Origin of the sequence: Streptomyces sp. NPDC088197 (genome assembly GCF_044741185.1) — a bacterium.
In the GTDB taxonomy this organism is placed as follows: domain Bacteria; phylum Actinomycetota; class Actinomycetes; order Streptomycetales; family Streptomycetaceae; genus Actinacidiphila.
This window is the reverse complement of sequence record NZ_JBIUSD010000006.1, coordinates 391,929-410,710: the sequence shown is the minus strand read 5'-3', so window position 1 is coordinate 410,710 and position 18,782 is coordinate 391,929. Positions and strand designations below refer to the sequence as shown.

The 18,782-nt window shown below is 73.1% G+C and carries 13 protein-coding genes; 9 read left to right on the top strand and 4 right to left on the bottom strand.

From position 1 onward, the window contains the following. Positions 1 to 33: 33 nt before the first annotated feature. The 3 genes from ACIOC1_RS18070 to ACIOC1_RS18060 all read right to left on the bottom strand — a co-directional run bounded on the left by ACIOC1_RS18070 (position 34) and on the right by ACIOC1_RS18060 (position 3,981). On the bottom strand, positions 34 to 2,175 hold the full coding sequence (locus ACIOC1_RS18070) for a SpoIIE family protein phosphatase (RefSeq protein WP_391050727.1): 2,142 nt from the start codon (positions 2,173 to 2,175) through the stop codon (positions 34 to 36). A 352-nt stretch (positions 2,176 to 2,527) separates the two neighbouring features. Continuing rightward, entirely contained in the window at positions 2,528 to 3,061 is a 534-nt protein-coding gene (locus tag ACIOC1_RS18065; RefSeq protein WP_401855277.1) for a hypothetical protein, read from the bottom strand. Positions 3,062 to 3,792: 731 nt separating this feature from the next. Next, positions 3,793 to 3,981 (bottom strand): hypothetical protein, encoded by a 189-nt coding sequence (locus ACIOC1_RS18060; RefSeq protein WP_391050723.1) that lies wholly within the window; start codon positions 3,979 to 3,981, stop codon positions 3,793 to 3,795. Between the two features lie 718 nt (positions 3,982 to 4,699). On the opposite strand from ACIOC1_RS18060, the gene ACIOC1_RS18055 reads away from it, so the two are divergent. The 9 genes from ACIOC1_RS18055 to ACIOC1_RS18015 all read left to right on the top strand — a co-directional run bounded on the left by ACIOC1_RS18055 (position 4,700) and on the right by ACIOC1_RS18015 (position 16,120). After that, positions 4,700 to 5,527 carry a peptidoglycan-binding protein gene (locus ACIOC1_RS18055; RefSeq protein WP_401855274.1) on the top strand — a complete coding sequence of 276 codons (828 nt, stop codon included), beginning with the start codon at positions 4,700 to 4,702 and terminating at the stop codon, positions 5,525 to 5,527. Between the two features lie 414 nt (positions 5,528 to 5,941). Further along, positions 5,942 to 8,122 carry a hypothetical protein gene (locus ACIOC1_RS18050; protein ID WP_401855271.1) on the top strand — a complete coding sequence of 727 codons (2,181 nt, stop codon included), beginning with the start codon at positions 5,942 to 5,944 and terminating at the stop codon, positions 8,120 to 8,122. A gap of 159 nt (positions 8,123 to 8,281) precedes the next feature. Continuing rightward, positions 8,282 to 9,883, top strand: a complete 1,602-nt coding sequence (gene pelF / locus ACIOC1_RS18045; protein ID WP_401855268.1) for a GT4 family glycosyltransferase PelF — start codon at positions 8,282 to 8,284, stop codon at positions 9,881 to 9,883. Continuing rightward, on the top strand, positions 9,880 to 11,613 hold the full coding sequence (locus ACIOC1_RS18040; RefSeq protein WP_401855266.1) for a hypothetical protein: 1,734 nt from the start codon (positions 9,880 to 9,882) through the stop codon (positions 11,611 to 11,613). Before pelF ends, ACIOC1_RS18040 begins: the two co-directional genes overlap by 4 nt. Before the next feature lie 91 nt (positions 11,614 to 11,704). After that, positions 11,705 to 12,706 carry a GDP-mannose 4,6-dehydratase gene (locus ACIOC1_RS18035; RefSeq protein WP_391160661.1) on the top strand — a complete coding sequence of 334 codons (1,002 nt, stop codon included), beginning with the start codon at positions 11,705 to 11,707 and terminating at the stop codon, positions 12,704 to 12,706. A gap of 89 nt (positions 12,707 to 12,795) precedes the next feature. Continuing rightward, positions 12,796 to 13,509: a sugar phosphate nucleotidyltransferase gene (locus ACIOC1_RS18030; protein ID WP_355347729.1), complete on the top strand. Its 714-nt coding sequence runs from the start codon at positions 12,796 to 12,798 to the stop codon at positions 13,507 to 13,509. Between the two features lie 6 nt (positions 13,510 to 13,515). Beyond that, positions 13,516 to 14,478 (top strand): NAD-dependent epimerase/dehydratase family protein, encoded by a 963-nt coding sequence (locus ACIOC1_RS18025; protein ID WP_401855264.1) that lies wholly within the window; start codon positions 13,516 to 13,518, stop codon positions 14,476 to 14,478. Continuing rightward, positions 14,475 to 15,161: a spherulation-specific family 4 protein gene (locus ACIOC1_RS18020; RefSeq protein ID WP_355347735.1), complete on the top strand. Its 687-nt coding sequence runs from the start codon at positions 14,475 to 14,477 to the stop codon at positions 15,159 to 15,161. The genes ACIOC1_RS18025 and ACIOC1_RS18020 overlap by 4 nt, the downstream gene beginning before the upstream one ends. Beyond that, positions 15,158 to 16,120, top strand: a complete 963-nt coding sequence (locus ACIOC1_RS18015) for an endo alpha-1,4 polygalactosaminidase (protein ID WP_401855262.1) — start codon at positions 15,158 to 15,160, stop codon at positions 16,118 to 16,120. The genes ACIOC1_RS18020 and ACIOC1_RS18015 overlap by 4 nt, the downstream gene beginning before the upstream one ends. An 18-nt stretch (positions 16,121 to 16,138) precedes the next feature. Here the strand turns inward: ACIOC1_RS18015 and ACIOC1_RS18010 are convergent, their stop codons facing one another. Then, positions 16,139 to 18,769 carry a glutaminase domain-containing protein gene (locus tag ACIOC1_RS18010; protein ID WP_401855260.1) on the bottom strand — a complete coding sequence of 877 codons (2,631 nt, stop codon included), beginning with the start codon at positions 18,767 to 18,769 and terminating at the stop codon, positions 16,139 to 16,141. Positions 18,770 to 18,782: the final 13 nt, after the last annotated feature.

Sequence of the window (18,782 nt, the reverse complement as noted above, 5' to 3'; positions counted from 1 at the left end):
CGGTACGGGCGGCCGGGTCCCGGGAGCGGGGGCTCAGCCGTCCGTACCGGTCTCGTCCGGGTCGAATTCGCACCAGACGGCCTTGCCGTCGCCGCGCGGCTCCACGCCCCAGCAGGCGGCGAGCGCGTCGATCATCAGCAGGCCGCGGCCCGAGGTGGCCGCCTCGCCGGGCGATCTGCGGCGCGGCCAGACGCTCGACCGGTCCTGGACCGACAGCCGCACCCGGCGTACCGGTTCCGGCAGCACCTCAAGGGTGAGGACGGCGCCGCCCTCGGTGTGCAGCAGTACATTGACCAGCAGCTCGCCCGCGGCGAGTTCCACGTCGTCGGCGAGGTCGGCCAGGCCCCAGTCGGTGAGCGCCTGCCGCAGGGCGGACCGGGCGTCGGCCAGGCCCTCGGGGTCGGCCTGGTGGACGTAGCTGTGCATCCGCGGGGCGCGCGGGGTGCCGGTGTCGGGGGCGCGGCGCAGGATCAGCAGCGCGACGTCGTCGCCCGAGCCCCAGCGCTCCCAGAGGTTCTCCGCGAGGTGGTCGGCGAGCGCCTCGGCGGGCTGCGGGCCGAAGTGCACCGCCTCGGCCAGCGCCTCCATACCGATGGTGATGTCCAGACCGCGCTCCTCGACCAGGCCGTCGGTGCAGAACACCAGCGTCTCGCCGGGCACCAGGTCGATCCGGGTCTCGGGGAACTCGTGCAGTTCCAGGGTGGTGGCCAGGCCCAGCGGCAGGCCGCCGCGCACATTCGGCCAGCCCGTACGCCCGTCGGTGTGCCGGATCAGCGGCCCGAGGTGGCCCGCGCGGGCGGCGGAGACGGAGCCGGTGGCGAGGTCGATCTGTGCGTAGGCGCAGGTGGCGAAGCGCTCGGTGTCCAGTTCCGCCAGGAAGCGGGAGGCGCGGGCGAGCACGGTGGACGGCGGGTGGCCCTCGGCCGCGTACGCGCGCAGGGCGATCCTGAGCTGGCCCATCACGGCGGCGGCGTGCGTGTCGTGGCCCTGCACGTCGCCGACGACCAGGCCGACCCGGTTCTGCGGCAGCGCGACCACGTCGTACCAGTCGCCGCCGACCTCCCGCCCGCTGCGCGCCGCGTGGTAGCGGACGGCGATCTCGGCGCCGTCGACGCGCGGGATGTGCCGGGGCAGCATCGCGGCCTGGAGGCCGGTGGCGAACTCCCGCTCCTGGTCGAAGAGGATCGCGCGCTGAAGGGACTGGGCCAGGATGCCCGCGAGCGTCATGTACAGCTCGCGGTCCTCCGGCCGGAATTCGGTGCGGTCGTGGTAGAAGAGCGCGAGGCCGCCGATGGAGCGGGCCTGGGCGACCAGCGGCAGGAAGGCCGCCGCGAAGTTGCTGTCGGAGTCGACGCCCGCGCCGGGCTTCATCTGGGCGCGCAGCAGCGGAAACTTCTCGGCCAGCGCCGGGAAGTCCGTGGCGAACCGCGGCTGCTGCGTGATGACGGCCTGGGTGAGCGGCAGCGAGTCGTCGAGCCGCCGCAGCCGCAGCCCCTCGTAGAAGGACATCTCCCGGCCGCTGAAGGCGACCACCTTGAGATTGCCGGTCTCTATCAGGCCGAGCGTCAGTCCGTCGGCGCCGAAGCGCTCCAGGCCGCCCGCGCCGGTGAGTACCGCGATGACGTCGTCGACCGTGACGGCCGTGGACAGCGCCTCGATCGTACGGCGCACGATCGAGGGCAGGCTGCGGCGCTCGTGCCGCGGGGGCGGGGTGCTGGGCGCGGGGGTCTGGGTCAACTCGGCGGTCGCGTCCCTGACGATGCCCAGGACGCGGTACGCGTTGCCGAGGTCGTCGCGCAGGATGGCGCCCTGGGTGTGCGTCCACTGCTTGGCGCCGTCCCTGCGGGTGACCTGGAAGTATCCGCCGTAGCTGCGGCGGCCCGCTTGCAGGGCCCTGCGCAGCGCGATGTCGAGGCGGGCGCTCTCCTCCGGGGTCACCCGCAGCACCAGCGAGTCGATCCGGCCGTCGAATTCCTCCGGGCGCAGGTCGAAGACGTCGAGTCCCGCCTGGTCGAGGTCGAAGGTGCCGAGGTCGAGGTCCCAGTCGAAGGTGCCCATGCCGTTCATGGCAAGCCGCTCCCCGGGGCCGATCTCCGGGGCCGTCGGCAGACCCGTCGGGAAAGGCCCCACGCGGGGGTCGTAGCCGCCACCTGGTGGCCGCTTGCGTGCCGTCATGCACCTGCTCCGGGGTCGGGCGGCGGTCATCTGACCACATCCGCGAGGCGGGCCACACGGACCACCAGGATAGCTTTGGCATGATTTATCGCCATGAGGGACATTATCCAGCGTCCCACATTCCGCCACGGGGCCGCGCTTCCGGCTTCTAGGCGGCTCGTGCAGGCCGCTCATACGGGCCGCTCATACGGGCCGCTCGTACGGGCCGCTCGTACGGGCCGCTCGTACGGGCCGCTCGTACGGGCCGCTCGTACGGGCCGCTCGTGCAGGACTCAGTCGGGGCTCCGTGGGGATGCGCGTCAGGTGCGCGTGGACGACCGCGCGAGGGAGCCTCGCGGGCGGCGGTACGCCGTCAGCCGCGGGTGGCGCGTCTGCGGCGGACGACGAGCACGCCCGCGGCGGCGACCAGGACGCCGCCCGCCAGGATCTCCCGCGCGTTCGGGGCGGACACATCGCCGCCGAGGCCGGTCCGCACCGCGCCGGTCCGCACCGCGCTGGTCGGCTTCGTACCGGTGGACGTCGTACCGGCCGCGACGGTCAGCGCTGCGGTGCCCCGCTGGCTTCCGCAGGTGAAGGTCACGACGTACCGCGCGCCGGGCTTGGCCTCGCCGTCCACCGTGGCGGTGGCGACCTGCCCGGGCCCGTCGCCCTTGCCGAGGGTCACGTCGCCGAAGAGCGCCGGGGCCGAGGCGGTCGCCCGGCCGGCGCAGTCGGTGGCCGTGAGGGTGACCTTCCCGCCGGGCACGACGGTGGTCGGCGAGACGCCGAAGCCGAAGGACGTGAGGTCGGAGTCGGCCCGCGCGGCGGGTGCGGCCAGGGCCAGCGCGAGCGCCGTTCCCGCGACGAGGGCGGCCGTTGTCCGTCCGGGGGCACGTCCAGAGCGCATGTGGTCTCTCCACGCACCGGGGCGGTCTGGCGACCGCTCATGGGGGGACCGGCACGCTCCCCACCCAACCCGGCGCCGTCGCTGTCCGCCTTCCCGGCCGCCGCCTCCGGCCGCCCGATTCCTACCAACCCCCGTACCGCCGCGCCTCCTTGCCCTCGCCCGCCCCGTCCCCGGCCTCCGACCCATCCGGGTGACACCCCATCCCGTGGCCGGACGCGCACCCCCAAACACCCGATGGGCCATTCGGCCGCCGTTCCCGCACCGCGCGGAACGCGGTTCCCCAAGGCCGCCGCGAGGTGCCCTGGCCCTGCGCAAGGCCATGTCGTGAGGTGCGCGGGCCGTGTTCGATGTGCGGCTGCCGCCGCGTGGGCGCGACCAGCCACGACGCCCCCGCACGTCACCACCCGCCCCGGAGGGGCATTCCGGTCGGTCCCCGGACCACCCGCCGGTGGGGGCCGGTCGCGCAGTTCCCCGCGCCCCTACGGGGCACGTCCCGGCCCGGATCGGCTGCCGCCGCGTAGGCGCGACCAGCCACGACGCTCCCGCACGTCACCACCCGCCCCGGAGGGACAATCCGGACGGTCCCCGTTCCACCCGCCGGTGGGGGCCGGTCGCGCAGTTCCCCGCGCCCCTACGGGGCACGTCCCGGCCCGGATCGGCTGCCGCCGCGTAGGCGCAACCAGGCACGACGCCCCCGAAGGTCACCGCCCGCACCCCTGAGACGGGAGGCGTCAGGCGGTGGGGGTGAGGACGGACAGGACGACGAGGCCGGGCCGGGAGCGGGCCGGGGCAGGGGGACCGACCGCGGGAAAGCGGTCGACCAGGGCGTCGAAGACGCGATACGCGCTGGCCTCGTCGCGCGCGGTGATCAGGACGTGCACCACACCAGGTTCCCGAAGGTCTTCCCAGTCCTCTGCCATCACCGGCTCCTTCCGCCGTGGATCGGTCCCCCGGACAGACAACGCGCCGTGGGCGCGCAGTTGCGGGCGCCGGCGCGGTTCACTCCCACGGGAGCGCGCGCGGGGGCGTGCGGCATAGGCGCGCGATGACCGGGTACGTGTCGTGACCAGTCGGCGAGGATCACGAAGAGGTCCTCGCCAGGACCTTCGGAGGCAGCGATGACCAACCCCGTGCCCGAGCCCTTCCCGACGCCGGGGCCCGATCCGTTCCCGTCGCCGGTGCCCGGTCCCACCCCCGGCCCGGGTCCGGTCCCGGTGCCGGATCCGACGCCGACACCTCCGGGACCCGAGCCGGTGCCTCCCGGCCCGGCGCCCGACCCGGTGCCGCCGACGCCTGAGCCGAGTCCCGCGCCGCCCCCGCCGCCGCCGTCGATGTACTGAGCACCGCCGCCGTACCGCCGGTCGCCGGGCCGGACGCGCAGCAGAAACGATAATTCTGCCCCGTCGGGCCCGGCCGCGGGCGACAACCGTGGATCACGCACGGCGCCGCTGCGCCTGTTGATACGAAAGAGGGGACGCCGAGGGACCGGTTCGGCCCGTCGGCTCCCCGATGGCTCACCCTTGTCCGCGGATGTCAAGGCCCCCTTGGCGGGGCCACCTTGTTACCGCACCCTGGGGTGCGGAAGTTTTCGCGGGTGGGGATGATCCGGCAGTGGCGTGAGTGAAACCGGTGATGGACATGGAAGACGACAGGGCGGGGCGGCGGGCAGCGGACGGGGAGCGTCGGTACCGGCCGGACCGCGCGGCGACGGCGGTGGCGGCACCCGAGTCCCGAGGCGGCGGCCAGGAGCCGCCGGATGTGATCGACGTGGTGTTCCCCGTGCCGGGGGCCGAGGACACCGGCCGCGCGGCGGCCGCTGGACCCGGCGGCGGGCCCGCCCGACGTGAACGGGTTCGCGAGCGCCCGCTATTGCTCGGCGCGGTGTCCATCGCCGCGGTCGCGGTGGCGGCGGTGATCGCCTGGCAGGTGTGGCCGCAGTCGCCCGGCGCGACGGCGCCCGACCGGCCGGCTCCCCCGTCCTCCAGCACCCGGCCGCTGACCAGCGGCGGGATATCCGGCCACGCGGTCGGACCGCTGCCCTCGGCCGGCGGCCACACCGGCCGGGCCCCGGCCGCCGACGGCGATCCGACCCGTCGGGCCACGCCACCGGCCCGGCCGTCAGCGATGCCCGGAAGCGGAGCGGAAACCGGGACCGGGCACGGGAACGGCTCCCCCGCGCCGGGGTCGAGCGTGACCGGCGCGCCGCCCAGCACCGCCCCCAGCGACTCCCCCGCTCCGAGCGCCACGGCCCCAACTCCCCGCACGCTCCAGGCGGGTGACAGCGGATCGGATGTGACCAATCTTCAGCGGCTGCTGTTCGCGCAGGGATTCACCTATGTGTCGCCCACCGGGGTGTACGACGACGCCACCGTGCGCGGTGTGACGCAGATTCAGCGGGACCGCGGAATCACCTGTGACCCCACGGGTGTCTATGGCCCCTGCACTCGCGCCGCATTGGCCCCGTAACCGCTTTCCGCACGGTATCGCCCCGGTACGCCCCCGCTGTGCGCCTTATACGCCCCGCGTATTCCCCTCGTTCTCCGGGAATTCGATTCGATCATTTTCCGGTCATTTTCCACCACGCGGACGATCGATCCTCACCACGGTCGAGAAAATCGCAAATCCGAGCGATGATTCATCATTCAGGTCGATAATCCTTTCGCGCCGTGCTCATGTCATTCAGTAAACTCGCAGGTGGGAAGGGTCGGGCAGGCGCGTCCCGCCGTTCGGTGTCCCCTGCCTTCCGGCCACCTCCGCAGAATGGTCACAAGTCCTCCGCACCGTGCCCCACGATGGTCCCCGTAATTGCGGCCGGGATTCGGCCGCTGCCAGTAGGAAGACGCTGAGCCGATTCATGCCGTCTTCCGGGGGAGGAAAACTATGGGCAGAGCATTGCGTGCTGCCGCTCTGAGTTCAGCGGCGGTTCTCGTGGCCCTGGGGGTGGCACCGAGCGGGGCGCAGGCCGCGACACCGCCCCGTATCGATCTGAGGGTGCTGGTCGTCGACGACGGCGGACCGGCGACACAGGCCATCACCGCGGAACTCGACGGGGCGGGGACCCCCTACACGAGGATCGATCTCAACCAGGCGGGCCGACCGACCATCAACGCCGCCTACCTCAGCGACACCGTGAGCGGCCGGGCACGCGCCAAGTTCCAGTCGGTGGTGCTGCCCAACGACAACCCGTTCGGGGCGGGTTCCGCCGAGATGGCCGCACTGGCGGCGTACGAGACGGACTTCGGCATCCGCCAGGTGGACGCGTACACCTACGCCCAGCCCGGCGTCGGGCTGAACTACGCGCAGGATCCGGGGTACATCGGCCAACTCGACGGCATTCAGGGCCAGGTGACGGCGCAGGGCACCGCGGGTGACTTCGGTTACCTCAAGGGCGCGGTTCCCTTCGAGGACAACGACCCGAACGTGGCCGAGAGTTACGGCTTCCTCGCGACGCCGCTGGCGACACAGGCCGCCGGGGCGACCTTCACCACGCTGGTCGACGCGCCGATTCCGGACAGTTCGGCGCGCGGTGTGCTGGTCGGGCAGTACAACCACGACGGGCGCAGCGAGTTGGTGCTGCCGTTCGTCTACAACCAGTACCAGCAGCAGTTCCGGCTGCTGGCGCGCGGGATCGTGGAGTGGATGACCCAGGGCATCCACCTCGGCGCCGACCGCAACTACTTCGAGGTGCAGGTCGACGACATCTTCCTGGCCGACGACCGGTGGAACACCACCCTCAACTGCACGCCCGGCGACGTGGACTGCCCGATCGGCACCGGTGAGGACACCGATCCGATCCGGATGACCGCAGCGGACGCGCAGTACGCCAAGCAGTGGTCGCAGGCGCACGGCCTCACCCTCGACTTCGTCTTCAACGGCGGCGGCAGCGAGGAATGGAAGGCCGACCACGACACCACCGTCGACCCGCTGGCCACCCAGCTCCTGGCCGACAAGAGCGCCTACCGCTGGGTCAACCACACGTATCTGCACCCCTTCCTCGGCTGTGTCCAGGACGTCAGCGTGGTGCCGTGGGTCTGCGGGACGGACGCCTCGGGGAATGTCCAGTGGGTCAGCAAGGCCGACATCACGGCCTCGGTGCAGGACAACCGCAACTGGGCCGCCTCGCACGGGCTGTCGCTGAACAACCAGGAGCTGGTGACCGGTGAGCACTCCGGGCTCAAGGTGCTGCCGCAGCAGCCGGTCGACAATCCGAACCTCGCGCCCGCGCTGACCCAGCTCGGCGTGAAGTACCTGGCCAGCGACAACTCCCGCGACCCGGGCCAGCGTCAGGTCGGTCCCGCGGTCACCGTGCCGCGCTTCCCGATGAACGTCTTCTACAACGCCGGTACGGCGCAGGAGGAGACCGACGAGTACAACTGGATCTACACCAGCTCCGCCCAGGGCGGCAGCGGCGCCTGCGCGACCTCGGGCAACTCCACCTGTCTGACCGCGCCGTTGGACACCGACACCGGCTACGCGTCGTACATCGTGCCGCTCGAGGCCAAGATCGACCTCGGGCACGTGCTGGGCAACAACCCGCGCCCGCACTTCATGCACCAGTCCAACCTCGCGGAGGGCCGCATCGCCTACCCGGTGCTGGAGCGCATCCTCAGCGACTACGCGTCGCTGTTCGCCGCCAGCACCCCGACCGTCAACCTGCGGACCTCGGACATCGCCACCGAGTTGCAGCGCAGGGCGGCGTGGGACACGGCGTGGAAGGGCGGCCAGGTGACCGCCTACCGGATCGGTGACGCGGTGACGGTCAACGCGCCGAGCGGTACGCAGATCACCGCGACGATGCCCGCCGGTACGCGCCAGTCCCAACTGCTCGGCACGACCGCCTTCGGCACCTCCTACGCGGGCAAGGTGTCCGGCTGGACCACGCCCGGCGTGCTCCAGAGCAATGTGTCGCTGACGCTGCCGTCCGGCGCGGTGCCCGCGCTGGTCAACCTGAACGTCTCGCTCGGGCCGATCACGATCAAGGCTTCCGTCGGCCATCCGCCGGTGCCCAAGGGCGTCGCCAAGGCCGTGCCCGTGGGACCGGGCGACCACACCAGGAAGTAGCACCGGGAAGTGAACCACCCGCGGGCGGGGCGTACTCGGCCCCGCCCGCGGTACCGGGGCGCCGCACGGTCACCGGCGCCCCGTGACACGAGAACGTCCAGGGGGGACACCATTTCCACGCACAGAATCTTCGGCGCACCGCCCTCGCGCACCGCGCGGGTGACATTGCTGACCGAGGGCACGTATCCGCACAGCCCCGGCGGGGTCAGCGTGTGGTGCGACCAGTTGGTCCAGGGGATGCCGGACGTCGAATTCTCGGTGATCGCGGTGACGGGCACCGGCCGCGAGACCCCGGTCTGGCCGCTCCCGGCGCAGGTCACCGGGCTCGACGTGGTCCCGCTGTGGGGGCAGGCGCCGGAGGGCAGGGCGCCGCGCGGCCGGGACCGCCGCGCGTTCCTCGCGGTGTGGGAACGCTTTCTGCGGGCGCTGCTGCACGAGGACGGCGCGGACGAGCCGCCGGCCCGCGGCGGCCGGTCCGCGGCGCCCGACGAGGACTTCGGACCCGCGCTGTACGCGCTCGCCGGGTGGGCGGGCATGGGCGCGCTGTCGGCCGGGCTGCGCTCGGAGGAGGCGGTGCGGACGCTGGTCCGGCTGTGGCGCCGCCCCGGTACGACCGTGTCGGCCGCGGTGCCGACTCAGGCCGACGCGCTCAGCGCCGTCGATCTGCTGGAGCACGCGCTGCGCCCGCTGGCCGTGGTACCGCCGCCGGGTCAGGTCGCGCACGCCGTCAGCGGCGGGCTGGCCACGCTGCCGGGACTGGTGGCGCACGAGCGGTACGACACTCCGCTGCTGCTCACCGAGCACGGCGTCTACCAGCGCGAACGCTATCTCGGCTACCGCACGGGCCCGTACCGCTGGCCGGTCAAGGCGCTGCTGCTCACCTTCTTCCGGCTGCTGTCGCGCGAGACGTACCGCAACAGCGCGCTGATCACGCCGGGCAACCGCTACAACCGGCGGTGGGAGGAGCACGGCGGGGCGGCGCCTGACCGGATCCGTACCGTCTACAACGGAGTCGATCCCGGGGCGTTCCCGATGGCCGGTCCCGAGCCGGAGGTGCCGACGCTCACCTGGGCGGGGCGGATCGACCCGATCAAGGACCTGGAGACGCTGATCCGCGCCTTCGCGCTGGTCAGGGCCGAGATACCCGCCGCGCGGCTGCGGATCTTCGGCGGCACTCCGCGCGGCGGCGAGGCGTACCGCGAACGGTGCGAGGCACTGGCGGCGACGGTCGGCGCGGCCGACGCGGTCACCTTCGAGGGCCGGGTGGACGACATCCGCACCGCGTACGCGGCCGGGCAGGTCGTGATGCTCTCCAGCATCAGCGAGGGATTCCCCTTCACCCTCATCGAGGCGATGTCCTGCGGGCGGTGCACCGTGTCGACCGATGTCGGCGGGGTACGGGAGGCCGTGGGCGACACCGGTCTCGTCGTGCCACCGCGCGATCCGAAGGCGATGGCGCGGGCCGCGGTCGAGCTGCTGCGCGATCCGGCGCGGCGCGCCTCGATGGGCTGGGAGGCGCGGCTGCGGGTCATCGACCAGTTCACGCTCCGTCAGACGATCGACGCCTTCCGGGGGATCTACACGGGACTGAGCCGGGTCGAGGACCGCGGCGCGCAGATCTACGGCGGCGTCACCTGGATGTCCCGTGTCTGGCGCGGGGGTTCAGCGGACGCCAAAGCTGATGGACTGTCAACAGCCTTTGCTGAGAACGCCGATGACGCGACAGTCGTCGGTGTGCGGGCTGTCGGGGACGGCCGGTGAGCGGGCCGATGTCCCTGCTCAGCAGGGTCGCGGGCGGCGGTATGGCCGCGCTGCCCGAGCTGCCGCGCCCGCGCCGGGTGCCGTCCTGGGCGGTCGGCGACCCGGTCGCGGAGCTGGCGGAGCGGCTGTCGGCGGCGTGCTCGGCGGCCGTGCACCCCGACGAGATCGCGGCGGTGCTGGAGTCCGAGGGGCTGACCGACGAGCAGATCACCGGCCGCTACGGGCACCCGGACCTGTTCTCGCTCGCGCGGGAGCTGTTCGAGACGGTGCCGCGGCGCTTCCCCGAGCCCGAACCCGCCGACGACCCGTGGCAGGTCGACGTGTGGCGCTGCGTACTGCGTGGCCTGACCTTCGCGCTGCCTGGCGTCGCCTATGTGCTCGGCGGGCGCTGGGCGGGCGGCGACGACGGGCCGTTCGGGGTGTCCCGCGCGGTCGCCGCGTGGGGCGCGGCGGCGCTGTGCGGGTGGGGCTGGAACCAGGCGCTCGCGCACCGCGCGCACCTGCACCTGCTCGCCCAGCGACCGCGGGCCGCCGCGCGCTGCCTGGTCACCGGCGCGGCGGTCGGGGCCTGCCTGGCCGGGGCCGCCGCCGCGGCCGTCGCGGGCCCCGGCCATCTCTCCGCCCTCGCCTTCGCGGCCGGCCAGTCGGTGTACGTCGCGTCCGCGACCGTCCTGCTCGTGCTCGGCCGCGAGCGCTCCCTCCTCTATGTCCTGACGCCGCTCGCCGTCGCGGTCGCCTGCGGGGCCGGCGGCCTGCCGTCGCCCGCGGTCGCCGCCGTCCTGGTCGCCACCGCGGCGGCGGCCGGCGGGGCGGCCCTCGCCAGCGCGCTGCGCACCGCCCTGACCGGCGAGCCGCCCGAGCGCGGGCCCGCCAAGCCGCCGCGCGCGCCCTGGCGCGAGCGTGTACGCGCCGACCGCGGCGCCCAACTGCGCGCTCGCGCAAGCCGGTTCGGCCGCGGGGCAGCCGGACCCGGCACGGGCACCCGCACCACACCCGGCCGATTCGGCCGCAGGGCAGCCGGACCCGGCACGGGCACCCCCACCACACCCGGCCGATTCGGCCGCAGGGCAGCCGGACCCGGCACGGACACCCGCACCGGGCTCGTCTCCTCGCTCCGGACCCTGCCGGAGGCGGCCCGGCTGCTGTGGCGGGCCGACGACGGCGTCACCGACGCCAAGGGCCTGTCGCCGTATCTGTCGCTGCCGCACGGGATGGCGGGGCTCGCGGGCGGCGCGCTGGTGGTCGCGGCGGCGCTCACCGGGGAGTTCGTGGCCGCGCTCACGGTGAGCATGGGCGTCGCCGAATGGCTGCTCTTCCGCTTCCGCAGCCGGTGTCTGACCGCACTGCGCGGGACGACCGTGCACGAGCGGCTGCTCGCCAGGTCGTGGCGCGTGCTGGCGGGCTGTCTCGCGCTCTACGCCGTCGCGCTGGCCGCGCTCGCGGCCGTCGAGGCGGCGGTCGTGCCCGGCGCCGCCGCCTGGAACCCGGCGCACCTGTCGGTGCTGCTGGCCCTCGGCGGCACGCTGTGGCTGTCGTTGCTCCTCCAGTCCTGCGGCCGGGCGTGGACGGGGAGTTACGTGCTCGCCGCCGCCGTCCTGACGGCCGTCGCGCTGCTGGCGGCGCACACCGCGACGGCCGGGACCGTACTCGGCCTGGTCTGCGCGGGAGCCGCCGCCGTCCTGCTCACGGCGGCCTTCACGATGACCGGCCGCGTGACCACCCACCGCTGACCCCGCGTCCGCGGCGCGCACACCCGCGCCCCACACCACCGACCTCCGACCTCACTACTCCAACCGACCCTCCGCAGAAGGAGATTCATCCGTGTCCACCGAGACACCCGTCGCCGTCACCGGCGCGGAAGGCTTCATCGGCTCGCACCTGGTGGAGGCGCTGGTCGCCTCCGGGCGCCGCGTCCGCGCGATGGTGCAGTACAACTCGTTCTCGTCCCACGGCTGGCTCGAAGTGCTCGCGCCCGATGTGCTGGACCGGGTCGAGGTGGTCCTCGGCGACGTCCGCGACTCCGGTTCCGTACGGGATCTGGTCGCCGACAGCGACACCGTCTACCACCTGGCCGCGCTGATCGCAATCCCGTACTCGTACCGCGCGCCGCGCAGCTATGTGGACACCAATGTGTCCGGCACCCTCAACGTCCTCGAAGCCGTACGGGAGTTCGGCGTCCCGCGGCTGGTGCACACCTCCACCAGCGAGACGTACGGCACCGCGCGGACCGTGCCGATCACCGAGGACCACCCGATCGTCACGCAGTCGCCGTACGCCGCGTCGAAGGCGGGCGGGGACCGGCTGGCGGACAGCTACCACGCCAGCTTCGAGACGCCGGTGGTGACGCTGCGGCCGTTCAACACCTTCGGGCCGCGGCAGTCGATGCGCGCGGTGATCCCGACGGTGATCGGCCAGGTCGCGGCGGGCGAGCGGGAGGTGACGCTCGGGGACCTGCGGCCGACCAGGGACTTCAGCTACGTCAAGGACACCGCCGCGGCCTTCGTCGCGGTCGGCACCGCGCCCGCCGAGAAGGTGGTCGGCCGGACCTTCAACGCCGGTACGGGCGGCGAGATCTCGGTCGGCGACCTGGTGCGGCTGATCGGCAAGCTGATGGACACCGAGCTGCTGGTGCGCGAGGACGCGCAGCGGCTGCGGCCCGCCGGTTCCGAGGTCATGCGGCTGGTCTGCGACGCGACCCGGCTGCGCGAGGCCACCGGCTGGCGACCGGCCCACAGCCTGGAGGACGGGCTGGCGCACACCATCGACTTCTTCCGCGACCCAGCCCACCTGGCCCGTTACAAGACCACCGCGTACAACGTCTGACGCCGCCTCATTAGCGCCGCGCCGGGCACCTGTTGACCACTCTCATCGCAGCAGAGAACCGCTGACAACCAACCGCAGGGGGGACCACCATGCACGCAGTCATTCTCGCCGGGGGCAAAGGCGTGAGGCTCCGGCCGTACACCACCGCACTGCCCAAGCCACTGGTGCCGATCGGCGACAGCCACGCGATCCTGGAGATCGTGATGCGCCAGCTCGCGGGCTTCGGCTTCCGCCGCTGCACCATCGCCATCGGCCACCTCGGCAACATCATCCGCGCGTACGTCGGGGACGGCTCCCAGTGGGGCATCGAGGTCGACTACGTGACCGAGGACAGTCCGCTGGGCACGATGGGCCCGCTGCTCACGATGATCGACCAACTCCCCGAACACTTCCTGGTGATGAACGGCGACGTGCTCACCGACCTCGACTTCTCCGCCGTTCTCGACCAGCACCGGGGCACGGGCGCGCCGCTCACCATCGCCACCTACGCCCGTACCGTGAACATCGACTTCGGGGTGCTCAGCACCGACGACGGGCGGGTGGTCGCCTTCACCGAGAAGCCGAGCATGGACTACCGGGTGTCGATGGGGGTGTACGGGGTCTCCCGGAGCACGCTCCTGCGCTACACCCCCGGTCTGCCGCTGGGCTTCGACGAGGTGGTGCTCGATCTGCTGGCCGCGGGTGCGCAGCCGCGGGCCTTCGACTTCGACGGCTACTGGCTCGATATCGGCCGCCCCGACGACTACGACCGGGCGAACGCCGAATTCAGCAGCCGTCGCGGCCTGTTGCTCAAGGGGGCGTGAGGGGACATGACGCGGACGCGGATTCTCGTACTGGGCTGTGGCGGTTTCCTGGGCTCCCGGGTGACCGCGCGGCTCCAGCGGACGCCCGGTGCGCGGATCCTGCGCGGCGGGCGGGGCGCGGGGGACGGCGCCAAGGGCGGTACGCGGGGCGGTCCGAAGGGCGGCGCCGGACTCGATCTGGTAGCCGACCTGGCGACCGTGCCGGTCGACGTCCTGGCCCGGCGGCTCGCCGCCCTGGCCCCCGACGCGGTGGTCGACTGCGCGGGCGTGGTGGCGGGCCGCGCGAGCGCGCTGTGCGCGACCAACGCGCGGGGGCCGGCCGCGCTGTGCGAGGCGATGGCGCTCGCCACGCCGTCGGCGCGGCTGGTGCACCTGGGCTCGGCGGCCGAGTACGGACCGGCGGAGCCCGGCGCCGCACTGGCGGAGTCGGCGCCCGCCCGGCCGGAGGGCGTCTACGGGGCGGCCAAGCTCGCGGGCACCCTCGCCGTGACCGGCTCGGGCCTCGACGCGGTGGTGCTGCGGGTCTTCAACCCGGTCGGCGCGGGCTCGCCGACCTCCGGGCTGCCCGGCAGGCTGGCCGCCGCCTTCCGCGAGGCGCCGCGCGAAGGGGTGGTGCGCACCGGCAGTCTGGCCGCGTACCGCGACTTCGTCGCCGCGGACGACGTGGCGGACGCGGTGGCCCTCGCGGTGGCCGCGCCCGGCTCGGTGCCGCCCGTGGTCAACATCGGTTCGGGCGAGGCGACCCAAGTGCGCACGCTGGCGGCGGAGTTGGCCTCGGTCAGCGGCTTCGCCGGCCGTCTGGAGGAGTCGGGGCGGGGCTCGGAGCGCTCGGCCGGAGTGTCCTGGCACCAGGCGGACATCACGCTCGCGGCGTACGCGCTGGGCTGGCAGCCCACGCGGACGCTGCGGGACGCGCTCACCGCCCTGTGGGCGGCGGTGCCGGGCGAGCCGGTCAGGATCTCACCGTGAGCCATGGCTCCCCCGCGCCCTCCGCGGGCTCGCTGCTCGTGCCGCTGTACGTCCACCCGGCGGTGGACCCGGCCGCGTGGCGGGCCCTGGAGGACGCGGCACCGGCCCTGTACGGGGTGGTGCTCAACGCCGCGGACGGTCCCGGCGACCGGCCGGACCCGGTGTACACGCTCGCCGCGCGGCGGCTGCGGGAGGCCGGGGCGCCGGTGCTCGGCTATGTCGACACCGACTACGCGGCCCGCCCGGCGCACACGGTCTACCGCGATCTGCGCAGGCACCGGGCCTGGTACGCCACCGACGGCGTGTTCTTCGACCGGGTGGCGTCCGACGCGCGGCGGATCCCGTACTACCGGTGGCTGGCCAGGACGGCCCGGCTCTGCGGGGCGCGGACGGTGGTGTTCAATCCAGGGGTGCACCCCGATCCCGGCTACGCCCGTCTCTGCGACCTGCTCGTGACCTTCGAGGGGACCTGGGACGACTACCAGGGCGCGGGCGTGCCGCGCTGGACGGCCGGGCATCCGGCCGAACGGTTCTGCCATCTGGTGTACGGGGTGCCCGACGGTCTCGCGGGGCGGGCGGCCCGGCTGGCGGCGCTGCGCGGTGCGGCCGTGCGCTGCGCGGTCCCCGGTCTGCCGCCCAATCCGTGGCGGACCGCGCCCGTCCCGATCGGAGGAAACGTATGACCGCCCGCCGTACGGCGCTGAATCTCACCGTGCGCACGGTGACCGCCGCCCTGCTGCTCGTGCTGGCGGCCTGCTCGTCGTCGGGTGACGGGGACGGTGGCGGAGGTGGAGGTACGGACGGCGGGGGCACGGCGGGCGGCAGTCCCTCGGTGACCGCGTCCGGGCCCGCGAAGGGCGCCGCGTCGAGCCCCGCCACGACCGGCCCGGCGAGCGCCCCGGAAGGTACGCCCACGCACGCGGCGACCGGGCGGGGCGCGCCCGCGTACTGGCATCCGCGCGCCCGCACTCCCTGGCAGTGGCAGCTCAGCGGCACGGTCGACACCTCGGTGGACGTACCGGTCTACGACATCGACGGCTTCGAGAACGGCGCCGAGGTGGTCAGGAAGCTGCACGCGGCCGGGCGCAAGGTGATCTGCTACATCAACGTCGGGGCGTGGGAGTCCTTCCGCCCCGACAGCGGGAAATTCCCCGCGTCGGTGCGCGGCGAGGGCGACGGCTGGGACGGCGAACGCTGGCTGGACATCCGCCGGGTGGACGTCCTGCGCCCGCTGATGGCCGCCCGCTTCGACATGTGCCGCGAGAAGGGCTTCGACGCGGTGGAGCCCGACCTGATGGACGGCTACGCGAACACCACCGGCTTTCCGCTGACGGCCGCTCAGCAGATCACGTACAACCGGATGATCGCCGACCTGGCGCACGAGCGTGGGCTGGCCGTCGGTCTGAAGAACGACGTAGGCCAGGTGGCCACGCTCGTGCGGTACTTCGACTTCGCGGTCAACGAGGAGTGCGCGCAGTACGACGAGTGTGCGCAAATGGCGCCGTTCATCGCGGCGGACAAGCCGGTCTTCCACGTCGAGTACAAGCTGAAGGCCGGTCAGTTCTGCTCTCAGGCGAGGAAGTTGGGGCTCAGTTCGATGGTGAAGCACCTTTCGCTGGACGCGTGGCGCGATCCCTGCTGAGCGGTCGGGCGAGGGCGCTCAGATCATCCGCCACAGGTGGTCGGCGCTGCCGTTGTCGGTCCACTGGGTGACCTGGGCGGCGTCGGCCTGGGACATGCCGTCGACCGCGAGGACCTTGCCCGAGCGGACGTTGACGATCTTCTTCCAGCCGTCGCCGTTGTCGACGATCCGCCACAGGTGGTCGGGCGTTCCGTTGTCCTGGTACTGCTGGACGTGGGCGCCGTCGTCGAGGCTCTGGTCGTGGACGGCGAGCGCTTTGCCGCTGTTGCGGTTGATGATGCGTACGGTGCCGTCGCCGTTGTCGAGCACGGTCCAGACGTGGTCGGCGGTGCCGTTGTCGGCGTACTGGGTGACCTCGGCGGTGTCGGCGCGGGACATGCCGGAGACGGCGAGCACCTTGCCGGAGTTGCGGTTCTGGATCCGGCACCACACCACGGTGGACGCGGCGGGTTTCAGGAGCAGGGCCAGCGCGCCGCCCACCACCGGGCGGCCCTGGAAGCCGCGTTGGGCGGCGCTGGCCACGGTGTACCAGTCGCTGAACGGGACGCGCTGTCCGGTGGTGTCGGCGTAGGCGTGGACGCCGTTGACGAGCAGGTCGCGGACGCGGGGCCGGTCGGCGAGCCAGGCCGCCGTCCACAGTTCCCAGTCGGCCTTGGTGTAGTCGTTGCGCGGGTCGAGTTCGATGCCGTAGGTGCCGGCGTGGGAGGCGTACCAGTTGGCCTCCTGTTCGGCGAAGCCGACCGGGACCAGGTCGAGGCCGAGCAGCCGGTCGGGGAAGCCGTTGTACTTCAGGCTCCAGGTGCCGTCCTGGTCGTAGGCCAGTTTGAGGTGGGTGCCGGAGGAGTCCTGGGCGAGGGTGGTCCACTGGCTGAGGTAGCCGCGGGAGACCGAGCGGTAGCGGGCGGCGTCCGCGGTGTTGCCGGTGGCGGCGGCGATGACGCCCATCGCGCCGATGCCGACCATGCCCTTGAGCGCGAGGTTGGCGCTGTGCGCGATGAAGCCGGTGAAGTCGTCGGTCTGGTTCTGGTAGCCGGGGTCGAGGGTGTTGGCGACCAGGTACTCGGCCCAGCGGCGCAGCACCGCGTAGTGGGCGGCGGCGTATGACGCGCCGTCAGCGGTGGGCAGCCGCTGGACGATCGCCGCGACCATGATGAGCATGTTCGCGGACTCCTCGACCGGCATGCTCTCCTCGTTGCCGTCGGCGCGGCCGAAGGCGTTGGGGTAGGTGCCGAGGTCGTGCGGTGCGAAGTCCTGTGACCAGCCGCCGTGTTCGACGTAGTGGAAGAGCGGTTCGAGCACCAGTCGCAGGTAGGCCGGGGAGAGGTAGAGGTAGGCGGGGAAGGCGGGGTAGATCACGTCGACGGTGGACATGTCGCCGTTGGAGGAGATCTCCTTCAAGAACGCCCAGGGGCCGCCGTCGCGGTCGACCAGTTCGGTGCCCGCGACGGCCTGGCGCAGCGCGAGGGCGCAGACGGCGGCGTAGTGGTCGCCGGTGCTTCCGCCGCCGGCCGCGGTGACCGCGTCGTCGTGGATCTTCTGGTCGAGGGCGGTCGCGGCGGTCAGCGCGGCGCCGCGGTCGGCGTCGAACCAGTCCACCATGGCGGTCCAGGAGCTCCAGTAGTGCGTCCACCAGGGCTGGAGTTGTGCGCCGAGGTGGGTGACGGCGGGGGTTCGGACATGGCCGAGGACGACGGTGAACTCCGCCGACGGTGTACCGGAGTCGACGGTGCCGAAGTCCCGGTTGAGGCCGAGCACCGGCCATCGGTCGTTGATCGCGCGCGGCTTGGCGGTGTCCACCGAGCCATCGAGCCGCCCGGTGCCCGCCGAGGCCGCGCGCACCACGGTGTCCTGGCCGATCTGATGGGTCACCGCGCCGCCGGTGGCGGTGGCCAGCACGAGCCGTCCCCAGGACGCCTGGTCGCCGCTCTCCTGAAGGACGCCCGGGGTGGCGGGCTCCGCGCTGAGCACGGTCATCCGGCCGGTGGTCGTACGGTCCCACGTGATGGGCGTGGCGACGTTGTTGTGCACCCACTCGCCGGAGGCGTCGAGATGGACGTCCACGGTGTGGGAGCGGCCGTCGTTGCTCGCGGCCCGCACGGTGACGTAGCTGAGCGGTACGCACTGGCGCTGGAGATCGCCGACGTCGACGGGTGAGAAGAAGGTGACGGTGAGCGTCACGCCGCCGCCGCTGAGCTGGTAGACCGAGCGGGTGGCGGTGAGTTGCAGCGACACCTGCTGCATGGTGGTGAGCGCGGGGCCGCCGGGCAGCGCGGGGTTGCCGAGGAAGACGTACGCGGCGCCGTCGATCCGGGCGAGACCGCACAGCGCGGTGACGTGGCCGGTCCAGAAGGCGGGCCAGGTCCCCGCGAGGTTGTCGGCGGGCAGCCAGGTCGACAGGTACGGCGAGCGGACGGCCAGCGGTACGGCGGGCGGGCGCAGCGGGCTGAAGGTGGAGGCCGCCGCCTGGGCGGCGTGCGGGGCCGCGCCCGGAACGGCCGTCGCGGTGACGGCGTTCGCTGTGGCGGCTTGTGCGGGCACGGCGGCGAGCCAGCCGCCGGTGGCCGCAGCGGCGGTCAACGCGCCGCTCCAGCGCAGGAGTTCGCGGCGTCCGGGGCGGGCGTGCGGGGTCGCGGAGTCGTCGGGGGTCACGGGGGTCCGTCCT